Raw genomic sequence first — 15,927 nt, 5'->3', positions numbered from 1 at the left:
GGAACTGATGGCGGGGGACGGATGAAAAGGATCGGTATTCTGGATGTGGATGCGTTAACTGAAAAACTGGTACGGGGGCTGTTTCGTGCTGTTCCGGATTCACAGATATTTCTTTTTTGTGGAAACAACGAACGTGCGCGAAAACTTTCAGTAGATCTGCCCTGCTGGACGCTGGATAGTTACCAGGATGTCGTCGATGAAGCTGATGTCATTATTCTCGGCGGGGAAGATCATTATCTGAGGAAAATAGCGCCTCAGATACAGTTACGCTGCCCGCAAACCCTGATTTCTCTTGTACCGGCTATTTCCACTCAGAAGCTGCGTGATTTATTCAGACATACTGACTGTGTCAGGCTGATGCTCGCCTTCGCCGCTGAAATTAACCAATCGAGTGTGCTCCTGACGGCTGCCGATAATGATATTCAGGCCCTGTTTAACCGGCTAGGCCAGCTAACTGTGTTTACCGATGAAGCAGAATTTGATTTGGCTACGGCCAGCATGGGTATGAACAGCTGGTTCTACTTCCTCGCAGAAGGTTTGTAAAGCTGGTTTGTGCAGAAAGGGCTGACAGAGGATATAGCCCGACGGCTGGTCCTCAACGGCTTCAGGGACTTCGTGGAATATGCAGACTATAAGAATTCTGCGGGTCTGGATGAGCTGGGTAAAGAAATTGCACTATCTGGCCTTTATAAACTTGAGGGACTTGAAGTTCTTGCGCAGATGCAGGTTCTTGAACCGTGGCATAACGCCTCTGATACGGTTTTATCGATGATAAAAGAAAATAAGCTACCCTGAAAATGAATCAGGACAACTCATCATCTCCGCTGGCTGTATTACCTCTTAAAGATATCCGCATGCGTTCAGGTAAATAGCTGAGGGACAGCATGACATCATTCAGGGGGTGAATATCTTAATGGCGGTAAGCCTGTTAGAGATGTTCCCGTCTGCCTGATGAACTTTGCCCTGTACAGGCTGTGTAACGAATAACCTTCTCACCGAATCCACAAGATTAATGCTTTGCAGAGCAGAGAGTTCTTAATCGTGACTTTCAGTAATACCAACCGGTTCTTAAGCCTGTTTAACTATTTTTCTGCACCCGCTGCCAGTCTGGACAGAATGCCCTGCTGAACTCTGAGAGCAGAAGTCAGTAGGGCAGTTTCCGTTGTGCCCGCGATATGGGGAGTGAGAAGCGCATATTCTGATTCCTGTAATGGAGAATAAAAGGGCTCGCGCTCGGCTTCGAAGGTATCCAGGGCGACACCTGAAATCCATCCTGGATGCTGCTGCATAAAAGCTGCAAGGGCCGTCTCATCAATCAGTCCGCCTCGGGACATGTTGAGTAAATACGCCCCTTTTCTGATACAGGGAAGGACCGATGCGTTGAGCATATAATGCGTATCAGAGTTCAAAGGCAGGTGAAGAGAGATCATGTCATTCCCACTGAGCAAAGCCAGCAGGTCATCAGCCCTCATGACGCCAAGCTCATCTGCATCTTTATCCGTGAAGCGGGAACTACCCAGAACGGTAACCGGGCATTGAAAAGGTTTCAGCAGTGCAATCAGCGCCCTGGATATAGCACCACTGCCTGCCAGCCCAACAGAGATATCACTTAACGAGCGCGCAGGAGGCCGTGCTGACTTACTCCAGTGGCCTCTTCGCATCTGATCCTGATGCCAGTTAGTCTGGCGCAGCAGGGCGAGCATCTGTAGCAAGGTGAATTCAGCAACAGCTGTTGCGTTTGCTCCAGGTGTATTAAAAACATCGATTCCACGTTCTTCAGCCGCGCCGGTATCAATATGATTCAGGCCGACTCCTGCCTGACCAATAACTTTTAACCGTGTAGCAAGGTCATCAGCGGTTAGTGCGCATAGTAACTCTTTCCTCAGGGGTACGTTTTTCCTGAGTTTAATCGCATCGAATCCCCCAAATTGCCGTGCAACCGCCAGAATCTGTTCTTCATCGTGGATGTTAATACTCACGCTTTCAAAATGCCGCTGCGCCTGGTATGCGTGACAACCGTTTTGCGGCAGGTTGACGATAAGCGCGATCTCCGGAGAAATGTAACCTGCTATTTCTTTTATTGATAACTCATCAGGAAGGACATCCAGCAGCATAATTCTACGTTTCATTTTTGATCCTTAATTTTGAAGAAGTATGCACTAATCTATAAGGGCCTGGCGTCCACCACTTCTCAGCGAGTGGTATAGTAAAGTACCTTGCGGCGATCGATCCCTGGATTGGAAAGACAGCTAATTACATGGATTTAATTACAGCCATGACGAAACATACCCTCCTTTTCACCGGCAGTCTTTATTGCTGTGGCTTCAGTTCTTACGTTTTCACTAAATTTACCCACTTTGAGTGAAGGCTATCTGAAGACACACTATTTATGTCTTTAATGTGTTTGCCATGAATGAATCTGCCTGGTATCAGGTTTTATTATTTTTTGTCGTTGTTTATCAAACCATTGATCAGGTTGAAATAAGCAATTAGTACCTAATCGTTTGGATAAAAAAAACGCTGCCACCGATTCACTTCTGGCTTTCTCTTCAACAGCACTGTTGCTGACTCTCGCTCTCGTTCAGATACTGCACTCATCTTTCTTACTGCCCGCGCTTAAGGATCAGGCTGGACAGAGAAGCGATGCTGGCTGTTTAGTCAGGAGGGCGTGATGAAAAGCCTGAGTGTCGTGCTGACCAGACAATCAGCCCCGTCAGCACCAACAAAATCAATAAGACCGGCGGGAACCATGCGATACCTGCTCCCTTAAGCAGGGCGGCGCCTGCGAGTCCACCACCGGCAATCGCCAGGTTCCAGGCTGTGACCAGAACTGATTGCGCCACGTCGGCTGCGGCACCCGCGGTCTTTGCTAGTGCGGTCTGAAAAAGTGTCGCTGCTCCGCCAAATGCCAGCCCCCATATGCCACAGGCGAGATAGGTCATTAAGGGGTTGCCCAGTGCCATGACCAGCATCGCTAGGGCAAATAGCAGGGTAGAAGCCAGGGTCAATTCGCCCAGCCAGCGGTCAATCATGGTGCCTGTAGCCCAGATCCCGATCAGCGAAGTGACACCAAATACCATTAATACCGTAGTAACGCGGTCAGCCATGTTTACTGCCTGTAACAGCGGCACTATATAGGTGTAAAGGGTATTGTGTGCGAGTACGAATATCAGTGTGGCGGCGAGGACCGGCCGAATACCGGGCAGCCTCAGCGTCTGTCCCAGAGATACCCGCTTTAGGGAGGTCTGACCAGGAAAGTCAGGTACACTAATAATGACCCAACCGATAAGGCCTGCAGTCATAGCGCTGATGATATAAAAGCAGTTACGCCAGCCGATAACTTCACTCAGCCAGCTTCCCAGGGGGATTCCCAGTGACAGAGCCAGCGGTGTGCCAACCATCGCGATTGCGATAGCCCGCCCCTTAAGCGAATCCTGAACCATGCGCGCGGCATAACCGGCAATCAGCGCCCACAGCAGCCCTGCTGACACGCCGCCCGTTAAACGTGCTATCAGTGTTAATCCATAACTGGTAGAAAAGGCGGTCACGGTGTTGGCCAGAGCAAAGCCAGCGATGGCAAACAGCAGCAGGGGACGCCGCCGCAAATGTTGCGTGCAGAGGGTGACCGGAATGGCGGCCAGCAGCGAGCCCAGCGCATAGACGGTGACCAGCTGGCCGACGAGCGCATCTGAAATCGCAAGACTGTAGCCAATCTGCGTTAACATTCCGGCCGGTAACGCTTCGGTCAGAATGGTAATAAATCCGGCCAGCGCCAGCGCGAGCAGAGGTGATAACGGTAACCGGTTACTGGCGGGATTCGCCATCGTCTGGATTCTCATTGGGCATATACCGCGTCGCGCAGATCGTTTACAAACTTACCCGACATCCCTTCATAAAGCGTGTTGGTAAAAGCGACCACGCTCAGGCCGCGTGGCCTGTCAACAAACCAGGAGTGACCGTAAGCCCCGCCCCATCGCCAGGTGCCGGTTGACTCTGGTGAAGCAGCCTGGGCCGGGTCACGAAGCACTGAAAATCCCAGCCCAAAGCCCACGCCCGGCATGTCCGGCAGCGCCATCCCTGCAGTCTGATCCCGCTCCATTTCAGCCACCATTGCGTGTGGCAACAGCTTTTCGTTGCCGTCACGCAGCGCTTCAAGGAGGCGTAGAAAATCACCTGCGCTTCCCACCATACCAGCGCCCGCTGAAGGAAAAGCGTGCGGGTTAAAGATACGTGCCGGGCTAAAGACTATCCCGCTGGTTTCAGGAAAGACCGGTATAATTTCCCCTTCCTGTAGTCGATGTGGTGAGGGCGAATCGGTGACGTAAGCGGTGGCGACGCGTGTAGCATCCCTGGCGACAAAACCGGTATCGAACATAGCCAGCGGGTCAGTAACCAGCTCACGAACGGCGACGCTGAGCGTTGTACCAGATGCGCTGGCAACCACTGCGCCGAGCACGTCGGTAGCCAGCGAGTAACCCCAGGCGGTTCCCGGCGAATAAAGCAGAGGAACCTGGCTGATACGGTGCAGATTCTCCGCCAGGCTTACGGCAGAATTATCCATTCCATCTGAAACGCCTGCACGTGCATAAGCCCCATCCTCGTCACGCTCAAAAAAACGGTAGCCGAGTCCGGCAGTATGGCTCAGCAGCTGACGTACGGTAATAACAGGCGCGGTTCCTTCGGCGAGTTTGGGTGAAAAATCTGGCAGCCACTGGCGGATGTTGGTATCCAGCCCCAGCTTACCCTGAGCCACCAGAACCATCGCAGCACTGGAGACAATGGGTTTACTCACAGAGGCGAGGCGGAAAAGGGTGTCGACAGACATCGGCCGGTCATTCTCGCGATCAGCCATACCTGCTGCAATGCAGTGTATGACCTCTCCGTGCAGGGCAACCAGCACCACGGCTCCTGTCAGTTGCTGATGATTAATCGCATCATCAATGACCTTTTCCAGCGCAGAGGAGACTTTCGCAGGTGTTGAAAGAGTGTGCATCGGCTATTTCCGTGAATAGTTGTAAGAGTGGTAACCTTAGCCAGGCACGAATTAAAGAAAAACCAGGGTGAGGTTCCTTTTACTGCGGAATAAATTTCTCTAATGGGACGCAATATGGATAGTTTGAGTGGATTCACCGTATTTGTGCAGGTTGCAGAAACACGCAGTTTTGTCAGTGCCGGGCGCCTGTTAGGGCTTTCGCCCTCGGCAGTAGGGAAAAATGTTGCCCGTCTTGAGGAAAAACTGGGTGTCCGGCTGTTTCACCGAAGCACGCGCAGCATTACCCTGACCGCGGAAGGAACGTTATTTCTTGAACGTTGCCGGCGTATTCTTGCCGAAATTGAAGCGGCTCAGATGGAGCTTTCGCAGTCCAGAGAAAAACCTTCCGGTCGTCTGCGTATCAGTCTGCCGCTGGTGAGTTCGCTAATGTTACCGGTGCTGGGCGACTTCATGCGTCAATACCCGGAAATTCGTCTTGACCTGGATTTTACTGACAATCTGGTGGATGTCATCGAAGAGGGATTTGATGCTGTTATCCGCACCGGTGAACCTGCCGATTCACGCCTGTCGGCCAGACGGCTGGGCTATTTCAGTAAGATGCTGGTTGCTTCTCCCTCTTACCTTGCAGAAAAAGGAACACCTCAGCATCCTGCCGACCTGATGGAACACCGCTGCCTGCACTACCGCTTCTCACACACCGGGAAGCTTGAGAAATGGCCATTGCGCGATGCCGATAATCTGAATCTTCCCGTCACGATGGTGTGCAATAACATAGAAACGCGCGTCTGCTTTGCCCTGCGAGGGTTGGGAATTGCCAGCCTGCCGGATTTTGCTGTCCGTGATTTGGTTGCAAATGGCACTCTTGTGCCAATACTCAATGAATTTATTGAGTGGCAGGGTACTTTTCACATCCTGTGGCCTGCCAGTAAACACGTCTCACCAAAGATCCGTGCACTGGTCGATTTTTTCACGCAGCGTGTGCTGAAGCCGTAATTCTGAGTAAATGAGCTTAAATAATTTGATGCACTAAGCCTGGGATAAATCCCATTAGCTAAGTAAACGAACCGCGCCTGGAGACTTGCCCGTTACACGCTTAAAAGCCCGGCTGAAAGCAGCCTGAGAGGAATATCCTAACCGTTGCGATGCGGTGTCGACGGTAATGTTTTCTGACGACAGCCAGCGAACAGCGAGATGCATCTTTACTTCCGTTACATACCGTAGCGGTGGGACGCCGATGGTGGTCTGAAATCTTTCGGCGAATGCGGATCGGGATATATGCGATTCGGCAGCGAGTTCTGCCACGCTCCAGTCCCGGCCCGGTTCACGGTGAATCGCCAGGATGGCCTGAGCCAGACGCGGATCGCGCAGTGCTGCAGCCAGGCCAGGGCTATTGCCGCAACCATCTTCCACCCATCCTCTGATAAACATCGCTCCAGCCACATCGGCAAGCCTGGCGAGAATACCTGCATAGCCCACGCGTCCGGAGCATATCTCACGCTTCATCGCATCAAGTATATGCATGAGTCCCGGCCACTGAATCCCCTTTGCATCGGCATGCATAATTTCAGGCAGCACATCCGCCAGCCGCTGCATGCTTCCCAGATCAATTTTCATACAACCAAAAAACAGCACAGCGCCTGGCGTTTCCTGAGTACTCGGGCAGGTATCAATCCCACTCACTTTTTCATCCAGTGGTGCCGTTTCGATATTGTCGATATCCAGCACGTCGGCAGCTGTTACCGACAAAAGCTGATGCCGTTCGCCGTGAGGAAGAAATACAGCCTCTCCGGCTGAAAGCGTAAGAACTTCACCGTTTGCACTATGAAGCACCATCTCCCCCACAGCGACGTAGTGCAGATAAGCATGACCGGGCCTGCTTGAGAAGTTCAGGCCAAACGTATCACCCGTCTGGATACGCTGATATCGCACGCCGAAGAGCCGCAGGCCGGAAAGCAGCTCGCTGATGAGTTCTGATGACAGAGCGAAGGATGAAGTCATAGGCATATTCGGGTTTTGGGTAAAAAAGTGAGGGGTTCAGAGCATAGATCATCCAGCTGCGCCTGAATAGACTTCTTCTCCTGAAACGACTTTCCAGGAGACTTAAAAATGACGGATGAAACTTCTATCAGGGTTAACAAAGAAAGAGTGCAAAGAGATGAGAAAATCGAGCCAGCCTGGCTTGCGGTTTTTTCGTTAACCATGGGTGTTTTTGGCCTGCTCACTGCAGAGTACCTGCCTGCCAGCTTATTAACGCCTGTCGCCCGGGATTTGGGGGTATCAGAGTCTCTTGCAGGACAGGCCGTAACAGTGACGGCGGTGATTGCGTTATTCGCCGGTTTACTGTTACCGCGATTAACGCGTGCGCTGGACCGGCGCGTCGTGTTGTTGAGCTTTACTGCCCTTATGATCTTCTCAAATCTGCTCGTGGCGCTCTCTTCAGGTATTGTCATGCTGCTGGCAATGCGCATCCTGCTGGGTATCGCGTTGGGTGGATTCTGGAGTATGGCAGCGGCGGTAGCGATGAGGCTAGTGCCGGAGAGGCTGGTACCGCGGGCGCTGTCGATCATTTTTAGTGGAATCGCGGTAGGTACTGTTGTTGCCGTACCGCTGGGAAGTTATCTGGGCGAATTGTCTGGCTGGCGTAGCGCGTTTATTGCCGCTGCTGCGGTTGGCGCAATCTCTTTCATTTTTCAGTGGCTGACGCTGCCCGGAATGCCGCCGGTAGTCAGGACCAGGACGGCATCCGTATTTTCTCTGCTTCAGAGGCCGGGCGTGACTGTGGGCATGCTGGGGTGCGTGCTTGCACACACCGGCCAGTATGCACTGTTTACCTATATACGGCCTGCGCTGGAAGGACTCGCACACATAGACGCAAAAGGGCTGGCATTAATACTTCTGGTGTTTGGCGTTGCTAACTTTATCGGGACACTGTCCGCAGGGTGGCTGATGGAACGCAGCCTGCGTTTTACGCTGATTATTATGCCTGCTCTGGTGGGAGCAGCGGCACTGGGTATGATCACTCTGCCGTTATCAATCGCCGGGCTTACAGCGCTGGTCATGCTGTGGGGGCTGGCATTTGGTGGCATACCGGTGGCGTGGTCAGGTTGGGTCGCCCGGACTCTTCCCGATGAGGCCGAGAGCGCAGGGGGTATGGTGGTCGCCGCCGTGCAATCCTCCATTGCCGCGGGTGCAGCAATAGGTGGTCTGATATATGGCCTCAACGGGGTGACGGGGGTGTTCATTACTGCAGCCTGTATCATGCTCTCTGCCGCGCTGGTTATTGCATTCCGGGTCAGAGTCTCGTCATCAGCTGAAGGAACGCAAAGCATATAATTTCAGAGACATTTTAAGATCCCCGGACCGCGCAGCGTTCCGGGTCTGCTGACTGAGTGTGATGGCAAAGGGGCTGGTTAACTTCTGAAGCTGGTTAACAGGCGCTACGGCAAAAAGCGGAGCTTAGCAATAATCAGTAAGTGCCGTTTTACTCACTATTCTGGAATATCACCATTCTCAGTGGTGATTCATACGTGCAGAGAAAATATTCCTTAACAGAGAAGCTTGAAAAACAGTTTCCAGGTGATATCTTCAACACATAACTACCTCATCAGGAAGATAATGTGATTACTCTCAGGAATATGAATGAAGAAGAATTCAAAAACTATCGTTCTCTTTTCATCCATGAATATTCGCAGGATCTGCAAAACAATCGGGGATATCTCTCCGAAAAAGCACGAATCAAAGCCATAGAATCTATTGATACAGTGTTAACAAAGGGCGTTGTGACCCCGGCTAATCAGCTGTGGTGTATCCAACAGCCTGATGAACCAGAGGAAGTTATTGGCATCCTCTGGTTGTCGATCACCGGGTCATCAGCCTGGATAAGTGATTTCTACATTTATCCTGACTGGCGCGGTCGTGGATTCGGTGGTCTGGCCTTATGCGAAATGAAAAGATTGCTAAAAATAATGAACATCGATGAAGTCGGACTTAGGGTAGCGCCGAATAATGCCTCAGCCAAAGCACTGTATCAGAAGAATGGCTTTCATATTACCGGAATTAATATGTCTCAAAATTTAAACTAAATAATTCCAGAAAGAGTTTTTACCAATAGCCAAAGAAAATATCTTTTTTAAAGACCCTGCCATGCAGCGCCTCATAATACCCATTTGAGGAAATATTTTTTACGATAGGTCGCAGACTTACTATGCATGCTGAACAGGAGTTATTCAGACATCACGAAATTGCCTGGCTGGAAACCGAAGAAAACAGCCGTGCGGCAAAATTTTACATGCAACTCGGCTGGGGTAATAAAGCAAATCTGGATGGCACTTTCATCCGGTTAGAAAAGCAACGTGATAGTTGATCTTCTATAGCTCTCATTGAGTTCCGCTTTTGCACGCAGCAGATCTACGCTCTGGAAGGGCCGCTATAAGCGAGAAGCGGACGCCCGGTGTCCGCTAATGTGAACTAGCCAGGTTACTTAAACCGTCTCCCTGCCTCATCAGTCACCTTTTCTCCATCCTCTTTGGTGAATGAACCTTTCTGACCTTCAGGGAGAATATCCAGCACAATTTCTGAGGGACGGCAAAGTCGTGTCCCTAACGGTGACACTACTACCGGCCTGTTAATCAGGAGCGGGTGCTGAAGCATAAAATCGATCAATTGCGCATCAGAAAATTTATCTTCATCCAGACCCAACTCCTCATAAGGCTCAACGTTCTTACGCAACAATGTACGTACAGAAATCCCCATTTCTGAAATCAGCCTGGTAAGCTCTTCTTGTGTCGGTGGCGTATCGAGATAATAAATAATTGTTGGTTCGGTGCCGCTGTTACGGATCATCTCCAGCGTGTTACGTGAAGTACCACAGGCCGGGTTGTGATAGATAGTAATGTTGCTCATATCAGTATCTCATTACAAAGTGATAGAGAGCCGCCATACCAGCGCGGCCAGAGTGACGAACAGCACCGGCAGGGTCATAATTATGCCTGTCCGGAAGTAATATCCCCAGGTAATGCTCATGTTTTTCTGTGCCAGTACATGCAGCCACAGCAGGGTTGCCAGACTCCCGATTGGGGTAATTTTGGGACCTAAATCGCAGCCAATCACATTGGCGTAAATCATTGCTTCTCTGACGACGCCAGTCGCAGTACTCCCGTCAATGGACAGCGCACCAATCAGCACCGTCGGCATATTGTTCATCACCGACGACATGAAGGCAGTCAGGAAGCCGGTGCCGAACGTGGCAGCCCATAAACCGTTGTCTGCCAGCATATTGAGTACGGCAGAAAGATACTCAGTGAGTCCGGCATTACGCAGGCCATAGACGACCAGATACATACCCAGCGAGAAAATCACGATCTGCCAGGGCGCACCACGAAGCACTTTCCCGGTATTAATGGCCTGGCCCCTCTTTGCCACCACGAACAGCACCGCTGCGCCAACTGCTGCTATAGCGCTGACAGGGATCCCCAGCGGCTCAAGAACAAAGAAACCGACCAGCAGGAACAGCAGAACAATCCAGCCAGCCCTGAACGTCGCAGGATCCTTAATCGCACTGCCAGGAATCTTCAGCAGTGAGACGTCATATCTGGCAGGGATATCGCGGCGGAAGAAGAGATGCAGCATGACCAGCGTGGCAGCAATGGCTGCCAGATTCACAGGAACCATCACGGAGGCGTACTGCGTAAAGCCCAGGCCAAAGAAATCCGCCGAGACAATATTTACCAGGTTAGAGACAATCAGCGGCAGGCTGGCGGTATCAGCGATGAATCCTGCAGCCATGACAAATGCCAGTGTCGTTCCCTGGCTGAACCCCAGAGCGAGCAGCATCGCAATCACAATCGGTGTCAGTATCAGTGCTGCACCGTCGTTAGCAAACAGCGCAGCAACAGCAGCGCCAAGCAGTACAATCCACGTAAACAACAGGCGACCGCGCCCGTTACCCCAGCGGGAAACATGCAGTGCGGCCCATTCAAAGAGACCAGACTCATCGAGCAGCAGGCTGATGACGATTACCGCAATGAACGCCGCTGTTGCATTCCAGACGATATTCCAGACGACAGGGATATCTTCAAAGTGGATGACTCCCGTTCCCAGCGCCAGCACGGCTCCGATACTTGCGCTCCAGCCAATGCTGAGGCCTCTGGGCTGCCAGATGACCAGGACCAGCGTGAGTATAAAGATACTTCCTGCCAGAAACATGTTCAGACTCCTTTATATATGCCTATGTGTATGTGATTAAGCTTGTCAGCAAGAAGTACATGCGGATTTTTCCAGTCGTTCACGCACATCATCGCGCAGGCAGTGCCATGCCGTCGTTATCGTCTCGCCGGCCCATGCGGGCATGTGGGGTGAGAGACGGTAGTGAATCCATTTTCCTTCCCGACGGTCCAGTACCAGTTCAGCCTCACGCAGGATAGCCATGTGACGGGAAATTTTAGGCTGTGATTCAGTGGTAGCCGCACATATATCGCATACGCACAGTTCGCCCGATTCCCGGAGAAGCATGACAATTGCGAGCCGGGTTTCATCCGACAGGATCTTAAAAAGCTGAACAGGCTGTAGCATTTATTACTCCATTCCCTTTAGAATACATATATGTTAAATCATATGTGTTTATTTTGAAATCACCAGAGCCACCCGAAGGAGAAAAAATGGAGCACTTTCCTGCCCTGAACGCTGATTGCTTCGATCAGCATATTGCTGAACGTCTGCAGCTCCATGAGCCGCCACGCATTCTGATTCTGTATGGCTCGGTAAGAGAGCGTTCTTACAGTCGTTTTACAGCAGAGGAAGCAGGTCGCCTGCTGGAGGCGATGGGAGCGGAAGTCAGACTGTTTAACCCTTCAGGTTTACCCCTGCCGGACGACGCCCCGGATACGCACCCAAAAGTCACCGAGTTGCGCGGGTTGGTCAGGTGGTGTGACGGGATGGTGTGGAGTTCCCCGGAGCGGCATGGGGCAATGAGTGCCGTGATGAAGGCACAAATCGACTGGATTCCCTTAAGCGAAGGGGCCGTTCGCCCATCCCAGGGAAAAACTCTGGCGGTCATGCAGGTATGCGGCGGTTCGCAATCTTTCAACGCCGTGAACCAGATGCGAATTCTGGGACGCTGGATGCGGATGTTTACGATCCCCAACCAGTCTTCCGTGGCCAAAGCATGGCAGGAATTTGATGAGAACGGGAGAATGAAACCCTCGTCCTGGTATGATCGTATCGTCGATGTCGCCGAAGAGTTGTTTAAAATCACCCTCATACTCAAGGGACAGACCGGTTACCTTGCCGATCGCTACAGTGAACGAAAAGAGAGCCATGAGGAGCTTTCATCCCGCGTTAATCAAGACAAAATATGACGTTCCTGTTTTCATGAATTCATGCTCTGTGAACTCAACAACGTCCGCTCCTGGAATAGAGCGGTCTGACATCGGATAATACCCGTTATGAGCGAAAAGCGGACGTGATGAAATGAACGCTTACGACCTTATTCGATCAGGATTTTTCACTCATCTCTGGTCAGCGAATTGCCTGCAGCACAGCCTTGCCTCTGCCGACCCAGCGTGATCCAGACCATTAGCGCGCAAATCAGCGTGACAGCAGCCAGAACTCTAAAAAGAAACGTATACGCAGTGTCATAACTGTCCTGAAGCAATAATCGTGAAATACCGGGTAACATCGCAGCGGCCTGCTCAGTACTGCCGCCACCCAGCCATGCAGCAGCCTGGTGAATGACCTCTGGCGCATACCCGTGAACGGTGTTTTTCAGATTCAAATCATTCATTTCTGTTAAAAATGCTGACGCCATCGCCAGAGCGATCCCTTCACCGGCAACGCGAACGGTATTAAAGAGGCCTGCGGCCATGCCCGCTTTCTCCACAGATACAGCTGAAAGTGCCAGACCATCCATCAGTCCCCATGGAAGCGCAGCGCCGGTACCCGTTATAATCAGTGAAAGCACAAGAAAATTACTGCTGTTACCCGGTAGTGCGTATCCGAGGAAAAGCAGCCCGACTGATGCAATAATAAGTCCCGCAGCTGAAACGGTTCCCGGAGAAAACCACCGTGTCAGCAGTGCGGCAATGGACGGGAAAACCAGCATTGGAGACGTCAGCGCCATAAGATAAAAAGCGCTCCGGGACTCACTCATCCCGTCACCGCCCATAAAATGCAGCGGAATAATAATCAGCAGCACAACATAGCAATAGCATGTTGCTATCGGCAGTAGCAGAACGCCGGCAAAGCGCGGGCGCAGCAGCAGAGAGATATCCAGAACAGGATTTTCAACCCCCCGGCAACGCACTACAAACCCGCTGAAAAGCAGCATGGCGGAAATGAAAAGGGCGAGTGTGGGAAACGATAAAAACCCAAAGGCAGGTATAAGCATCACCGCTGATGTAAATAACATCAGGGCTGCAGTAAACATGATTAATCCTGTGCCGTCTGGTTTCTGATGTCCGCTCTCCTCTGATGCTGGCAGAAACGCAGCACCGGTCAAAATTACAATGCCTGAAAGCAGAGCTAACATGGCATACAACCATCTCCAGCCCAAAGCATCCGTAATGAAACCCATCAACACAGGGCCGAACGCCAGGCCCACGCCAAACATAGTGCCAAGTATGCTGAAGGCCCGTGTCCTGTCCGTACCTTCATAAAGACGGGCCAGTGCAGCGCTGCCGCTGGCCAATATCAAGGCCGCCGCAAGACCCTGCAGTGACCTGAACAACCCAGCCATAAAGATATCCTGTGTCAGGCAGATCATAACGCTGCTCAGGCAAAACAGGGCTGAGCCTGCGGTAAAAATGCGCTTTCTGCCAGTAACATCCGCAGCAACACCGGCTGACAACAAAAAACTGCCGAAAGTCAGCATAAATCCATTCGTCAGCCACGACAGCGCGGCAGGCGAGCCGCCAAGAGCCTGTTGTATTGCCGGCGTGGAGATTACACCACCGGTAAAGCTTAACGGCAGCAATACAGCCGCCAGATAGACAGAAAAGGCTGCCATATTCCTGGCATATGGACTGGGTGTTCTGGCTGAAGTTGCCATTGGGTGACCTTATGTTTCCGAAAAGCGGATGGGTTAACAAACTTCAGCAATGTTATTGCAGACATCAGAGTGAATAAATACACTGAAAATCTCTTCTTAACGGACATTAAGTTTATAATCAATGGACAGTCTGACCTCTCTTACTTCGTTTGTCCGGACAGCGGAGACGCTGAGTTTTGTACAGGCCGCAAGGTTGCTTGGGATTTCTGCCTCAGCAGTCGGGAAGAATGTCGCCAGACTTGAGCATAAACTGGGCGTACGTCTCTTAAATCGCAGCACCAGAAACGTGAGTCTGACAGCGGAAGGGGCTGCTTTATTAATCCGGTGCCAGCATATCCTTGAGCAATTACAGGAGGCGGAGTCAGAACTGACGAGCAGCTTAGCGCAGCCTGCCGGGAAGCTCAGGGTTTCACTTCCTGCCATTGGCTACAGGTTGATCCTTCCTCTTCTGCCGGACTTTTCCTGCCGTTATCCTCATGTAGAACTCGATCTCGATTTCAGCGACCGGCTGGTAAACATCATTGATGAAGGATTTGATGTGGCCATACGAAGCGGTGAACTAACGGACTCCCGACTGAAATCTAAAAAGGTTGGAGATTTTCGTTTTGTGCTCTGCGCCAGCCCTGCCTATTTGAATGAGTATGGCGTACCCGGCTCGCCAGCGGATTTAACGATGCACAGGTGCATTTCTTTTCGTTTTCCCTCAACGGGGCTGCTCCAGCCCTGGGAACTGCGCGGTATGTGCCCGGGTGCTGACTTGAGGACAGCCTCTGTTCTGACCGTAAATAATATAGAGGCTTCTGTTCGCCTGAGCCTGTCAGGTATGGGGATTTGCTATGTGCCCGGTTTTGTCGTTCGCGAATCTTTGGACACGGGGCAACTGAAAGAGGTATTGCCAGGTAGCTGTACCAGGCAGGGGGTTTTCTCGGCACTCTGGCCAGCCAGCCGGTATCTCTCACCGAGAATACGCTGCTTTGTCGATTTTATTGGTGAGTCCGGCCTGTCTCTGTAATCGGTACCAGGCAGTTAATGCTTTCTGAAATCGTATGCACTTTTATGCTTATCTCAAAATCATGAACGTCCGCTCCTGAAAAAAAGGGGCTGGTAACAGTCAGATGTCCGCTAAGAGCGAGGAGCGGACATATTCACTGAAAGCTATCGGAAGCCTTTTATGGCCCCTGCCTGGCTTTCAGTTCTGCGGCAGATCAACGCGCGCATTCAGGCCTGGACTGAAGCAGGATTAACATCTGCTGACATCAATTGACTCTGTAGGTCCTCCGCTGGGAATGCATATGCTTGTTGTGCTCCGCAGCCATAACTTTGAGTCAGCTGAGCAGGCTGCAGCTTTTCTGGGTACGGTGCCTGTCGAAAAGCGTTCACGCACGTCGGTACGCAGCCGCCCCGTATGTCTAAAATCGGTCCGCCTCAATTAAGAGCAAAGCTTTACATGTCAGCCTTATGCGGAAAAATTCACAATAAATGGATGTGCAATCTCTACGATGAGTTATGTCTGCGTGACAAGCCGAAAATGGTGACCATCGGTGCCCTGATGAGAAAACTGGTGCACTGATGTTATGGCGTACTGAAAACGAAAACTGCATTCTGCGATGATTATTGCTGCTCTATTACACATACCTGAGTCCGGTAGTGATATCACAATACTCATTCATCACTCTGAAAGATTGTGCTGAGCTTGATATGAGCAAAACCCGGAGTTTCAGTTATCCGTATGAAAGACATGTCTGTGCTGAATAAAAAGCCTACATCGCAGTAGCTTACGTAAAAAAAGTTCTGAGATATCTAAACGTAAAATAAGAATGTCTGAATTTCAAACAATGTTATTTGACAACTAGTTACCATAATGCAAACCTGTTACCACAACAGGAGGGGT

The 15,927-nt window shown here is 51.2% G+C and carries 16 protein-coding genes and 1 pseudogene; 9 read left to right on the top strand and 8 right to left on the bottom strand.

Annotated elements, in window-relative coordinates; translation table 11 throughout:
• The first annotated feature begins 21 nt into the window (after positions 1-21).
• Positions 22-543: an NAD(P)-binding domain-containing protein gene (locus ACR8BN_RS20735; protein WP_434747641.1), complete on the top strand. Its 522-nt coding sequence runs from the start codon at positions 22-24 to the stop codon at positions 541-543.
• A 72-nt stretch (positions 544-615) separates the two neighbouring features.
• Positions 616-795 (top strand): hypothetical protein, encoded by a 180-nt coding sequence (locus ACR8BN_RS20730; RefSeq protein WP_434747640.1) that lies wholly within the window; start codon positions 616-618, stop codon positions 793-795.
• Between the two features lie 287 nt (positions 796-1,082).
• Here ACR8BN_RS20730 and ACR8BN_RS20725 read toward each other — a convergent pair whose 3' ends face one another.
• The 3 genes from ACR8BN_RS20725 to ACR8BN_RS20715 all read right to left on the bottom strand — a co-directional run bounded on the left by ACR8BN_RS20725 (position 1,083) and on the right by ACR8BN_RS20715 (position 4,993).
• Positions 1,083-2,129, bottom strand: a complete 1,047-nt coding sequence (locus ACR8BN_RS20725; RefSeq protein WP_434747639.1) for an NAD(P)-dependent oxidoreductase — start codon at positions 2,127-2,129, stop codon at positions 1,083-1,085.
• A gap of 525 nt (positions 2,130-2,654) precedes the next feature.
• Positions 2,655-3,824, bottom strand: coding sequence for an MFS transporter (locus ACR8BN_RS20720; protein WP_434747805.1), 1,170 nt, complete (start codon positions 3,822-3,824; stop codon positions 2,655-2,657).
• A gap of 11 nt (positions 3,825-3,835) precedes the next feature.
• Complete coding sequence (locus ACR8BN_RS20715; protein WP_434747638.1) at positions 3,836-4,993, bottom strand: serine hydrolase domain-containing protein; 1,158 nt, start codon at positions 4,991-4,993, stop codon at positions 3,836-3,838.
• Between the two features lie 114 nt (positions 4,994-5,107).
• Between ACR8BN_RS20715 and ACR8BN_RS20710 the strand changes: the two genes are divergently transcribed.
• Complete coding sequence (locus tag ACR8BN_RS20710) at positions 5,108-5,986, top strand: LysR family transcriptional regulator (protein ID WP_434747804.1); 879 nt, start codon at positions 5,108-5,110, stop codon at positions 5,984-5,986.
• 54 nt (positions 5,987-6,040) lie between these two features.
• Here ACR8BN_RS20710 and ACR8BN_RS20705 read toward each other — a convergent pair whose 3' ends face one another.
• Positions 6,041-6,991, bottom strand: coding sequence for an AraC family transcriptional regulator (locus ACR8BN_RS20705; protein WP_434747637.1), 951 nt, complete (start codon positions 6,989-6,991; stop codon positions 6,041-6,043).
• 108 nt (positions 6,992-7,099) lie between these two features.
• Between ACR8BN_RS20705 and ACR8BN_RS20700 the strand changes: the two genes are divergently transcribed.
• From ACR8BN_RS20700 to ACR8BN_RS20690, 3 genes are all read left to right on the top strand, one after another.
• A complete protein-coding gene (locus ACR8BN_RS20700; protein ID WP_434747636.1) occupies positions 7,100-8,326 on the top strand; it encodes an MFS transporter in 1,227 nt (408 codons plus the stop codon).
• Positions 8,327-8,628: 302 nt separating this feature from the next.
• Positions 8,629-9,075: a GNAT family N-acetyltransferase gene (locus ACR8BN_RS20695; RefSeq protein WP_220495243.1), complete on the top strand. Its 447-nt coding sequence runs from the start codon at positions 8,629-8,631 to the stop codon at positions 9,073-9,075.
• 122 nt (positions 9,076-9,197) lie between these two features.
• A complete protein-coding gene (locus tag ACR8BN_RS20690) occupies positions 9,198-9,356 on the top strand; it encodes a hypothetical protein (RefSeq protein ID WP_434747635.1) in 159 nt (52 codons plus the stop codon).
• Between the two features lie 113 nt (positions 9,357-9,469).
• On the opposite strand, the gene arsC is transcribed toward ACR8BN_RS20690, so the two are convergent.
• From arsC to ACR8BN_RS20675, 3 genes are read right to left on the bottom strand one after another with little or no spacing between them, the layout of a single operon-like run.
• Entirely contained in the window at positions 9,470-9,895 is a 426-nt protein-coding gene (arsC, locus tag ACR8BN_RS20685; protein ID WP_191938966.1) for a glutaredoxin-dependent arsenate reductase, read from the bottom strand.
• Between the two features lie 12 nt (positions 9,896-9,907).
• Positions 9,908-11,197 carry an arsenic transporter gene (locus ACR8BN_RS20680; RefSeq protein WP_424998631.1) on the bottom strand — a complete coding sequence of 430 codons (1,290 nt, stop codon included), beginning with the start codon at positions 11,195-11,197 and terminating at the stop codon, positions 9,908-9,910.
• A gap of 45 nt (positions 11,198-11,242) precedes the next feature.
• Positions 11,243-11,563 (bottom strand): transcriptional regulator, encoded by a 321-nt coding sequence (locus tag ACR8BN_RS20675; protein ID WP_022624488.1) that lies wholly within the window; start codon positions 11,561-11,563, stop codon positions 11,243-11,245.
• A gap of 86 nt (positions 11,564-11,649) precedes the next feature.
• On the opposite strand from ACR8BN_RS20675, the gene arsH reads away from it, so the two are divergent.
• The gene (gene arsH / locus ACR8BN_RS20670; RefSeq protein ID WP_031592440.1) at positions 11,650-12,348 is read left to right on the top strand and encodes an arsenical resistance protein ArsH; all 699 of its coding nucleotides are present in this window, start codon (positions 11,650-11,652) and stop codon (positions 12,346-12,348) included.
• Between the two features lie 146 nt (positions 12,349-12,494).
• Here the strand turns inward: arsH and ACR8BN_RS20665 are convergent, their stop codons facing one another.
• Positions 12,495-14,036, bottom strand: coding sequence for an MFS transporter (locus ACR8BN_RS20665; RefSeq protein WP_434747634.1), 1,542 nt, complete (start codon positions 14,034-14,036; stop codon positions 12,495-12,497).
• A 121-nt stretch (positions 14,037-14,157) separates the two neighbouring features.
• Between ACR8BN_RS20665 and ACR8BN_RS20660 the strand changes: the two genes are divergently transcribed.
• Positions 14,158-15,048 carry a LysR family transcriptional regulator gene (locus ACR8BN_RS20660; RefSeq protein WP_434747633.1) on the top strand — a complete coding sequence of 297 codons (891 nt, stop codon included), beginning with the start codon at positions 14,158-14,160 and terminating at the stop codon, positions 15,046-15,048.
• Positions 15,049-15,283: 235 nt separating this feature from the next.
• Positions 15,284-15,606: pseudogene (locus ACR8BN_RS20655) on the top strand (transposase); the annotation flags it as partial.
• Positions 15,607-15,927 lie beyond the last annotated feature (321 nt).

Origin of the sequence: Pantoea sp. Lu_F5_004, from assembly GCF_051136245.1 — a bacterium.
Lineage (GTDB): Bacteria > Pseudomonadota > Gammaproteobacteria > Enterobacterales > Enterobacteriaceae > Pantoea > Pantoea agglomerans.
This window is presented reverse-complemented; position numbering and strand designations above follow the sequence as displayed.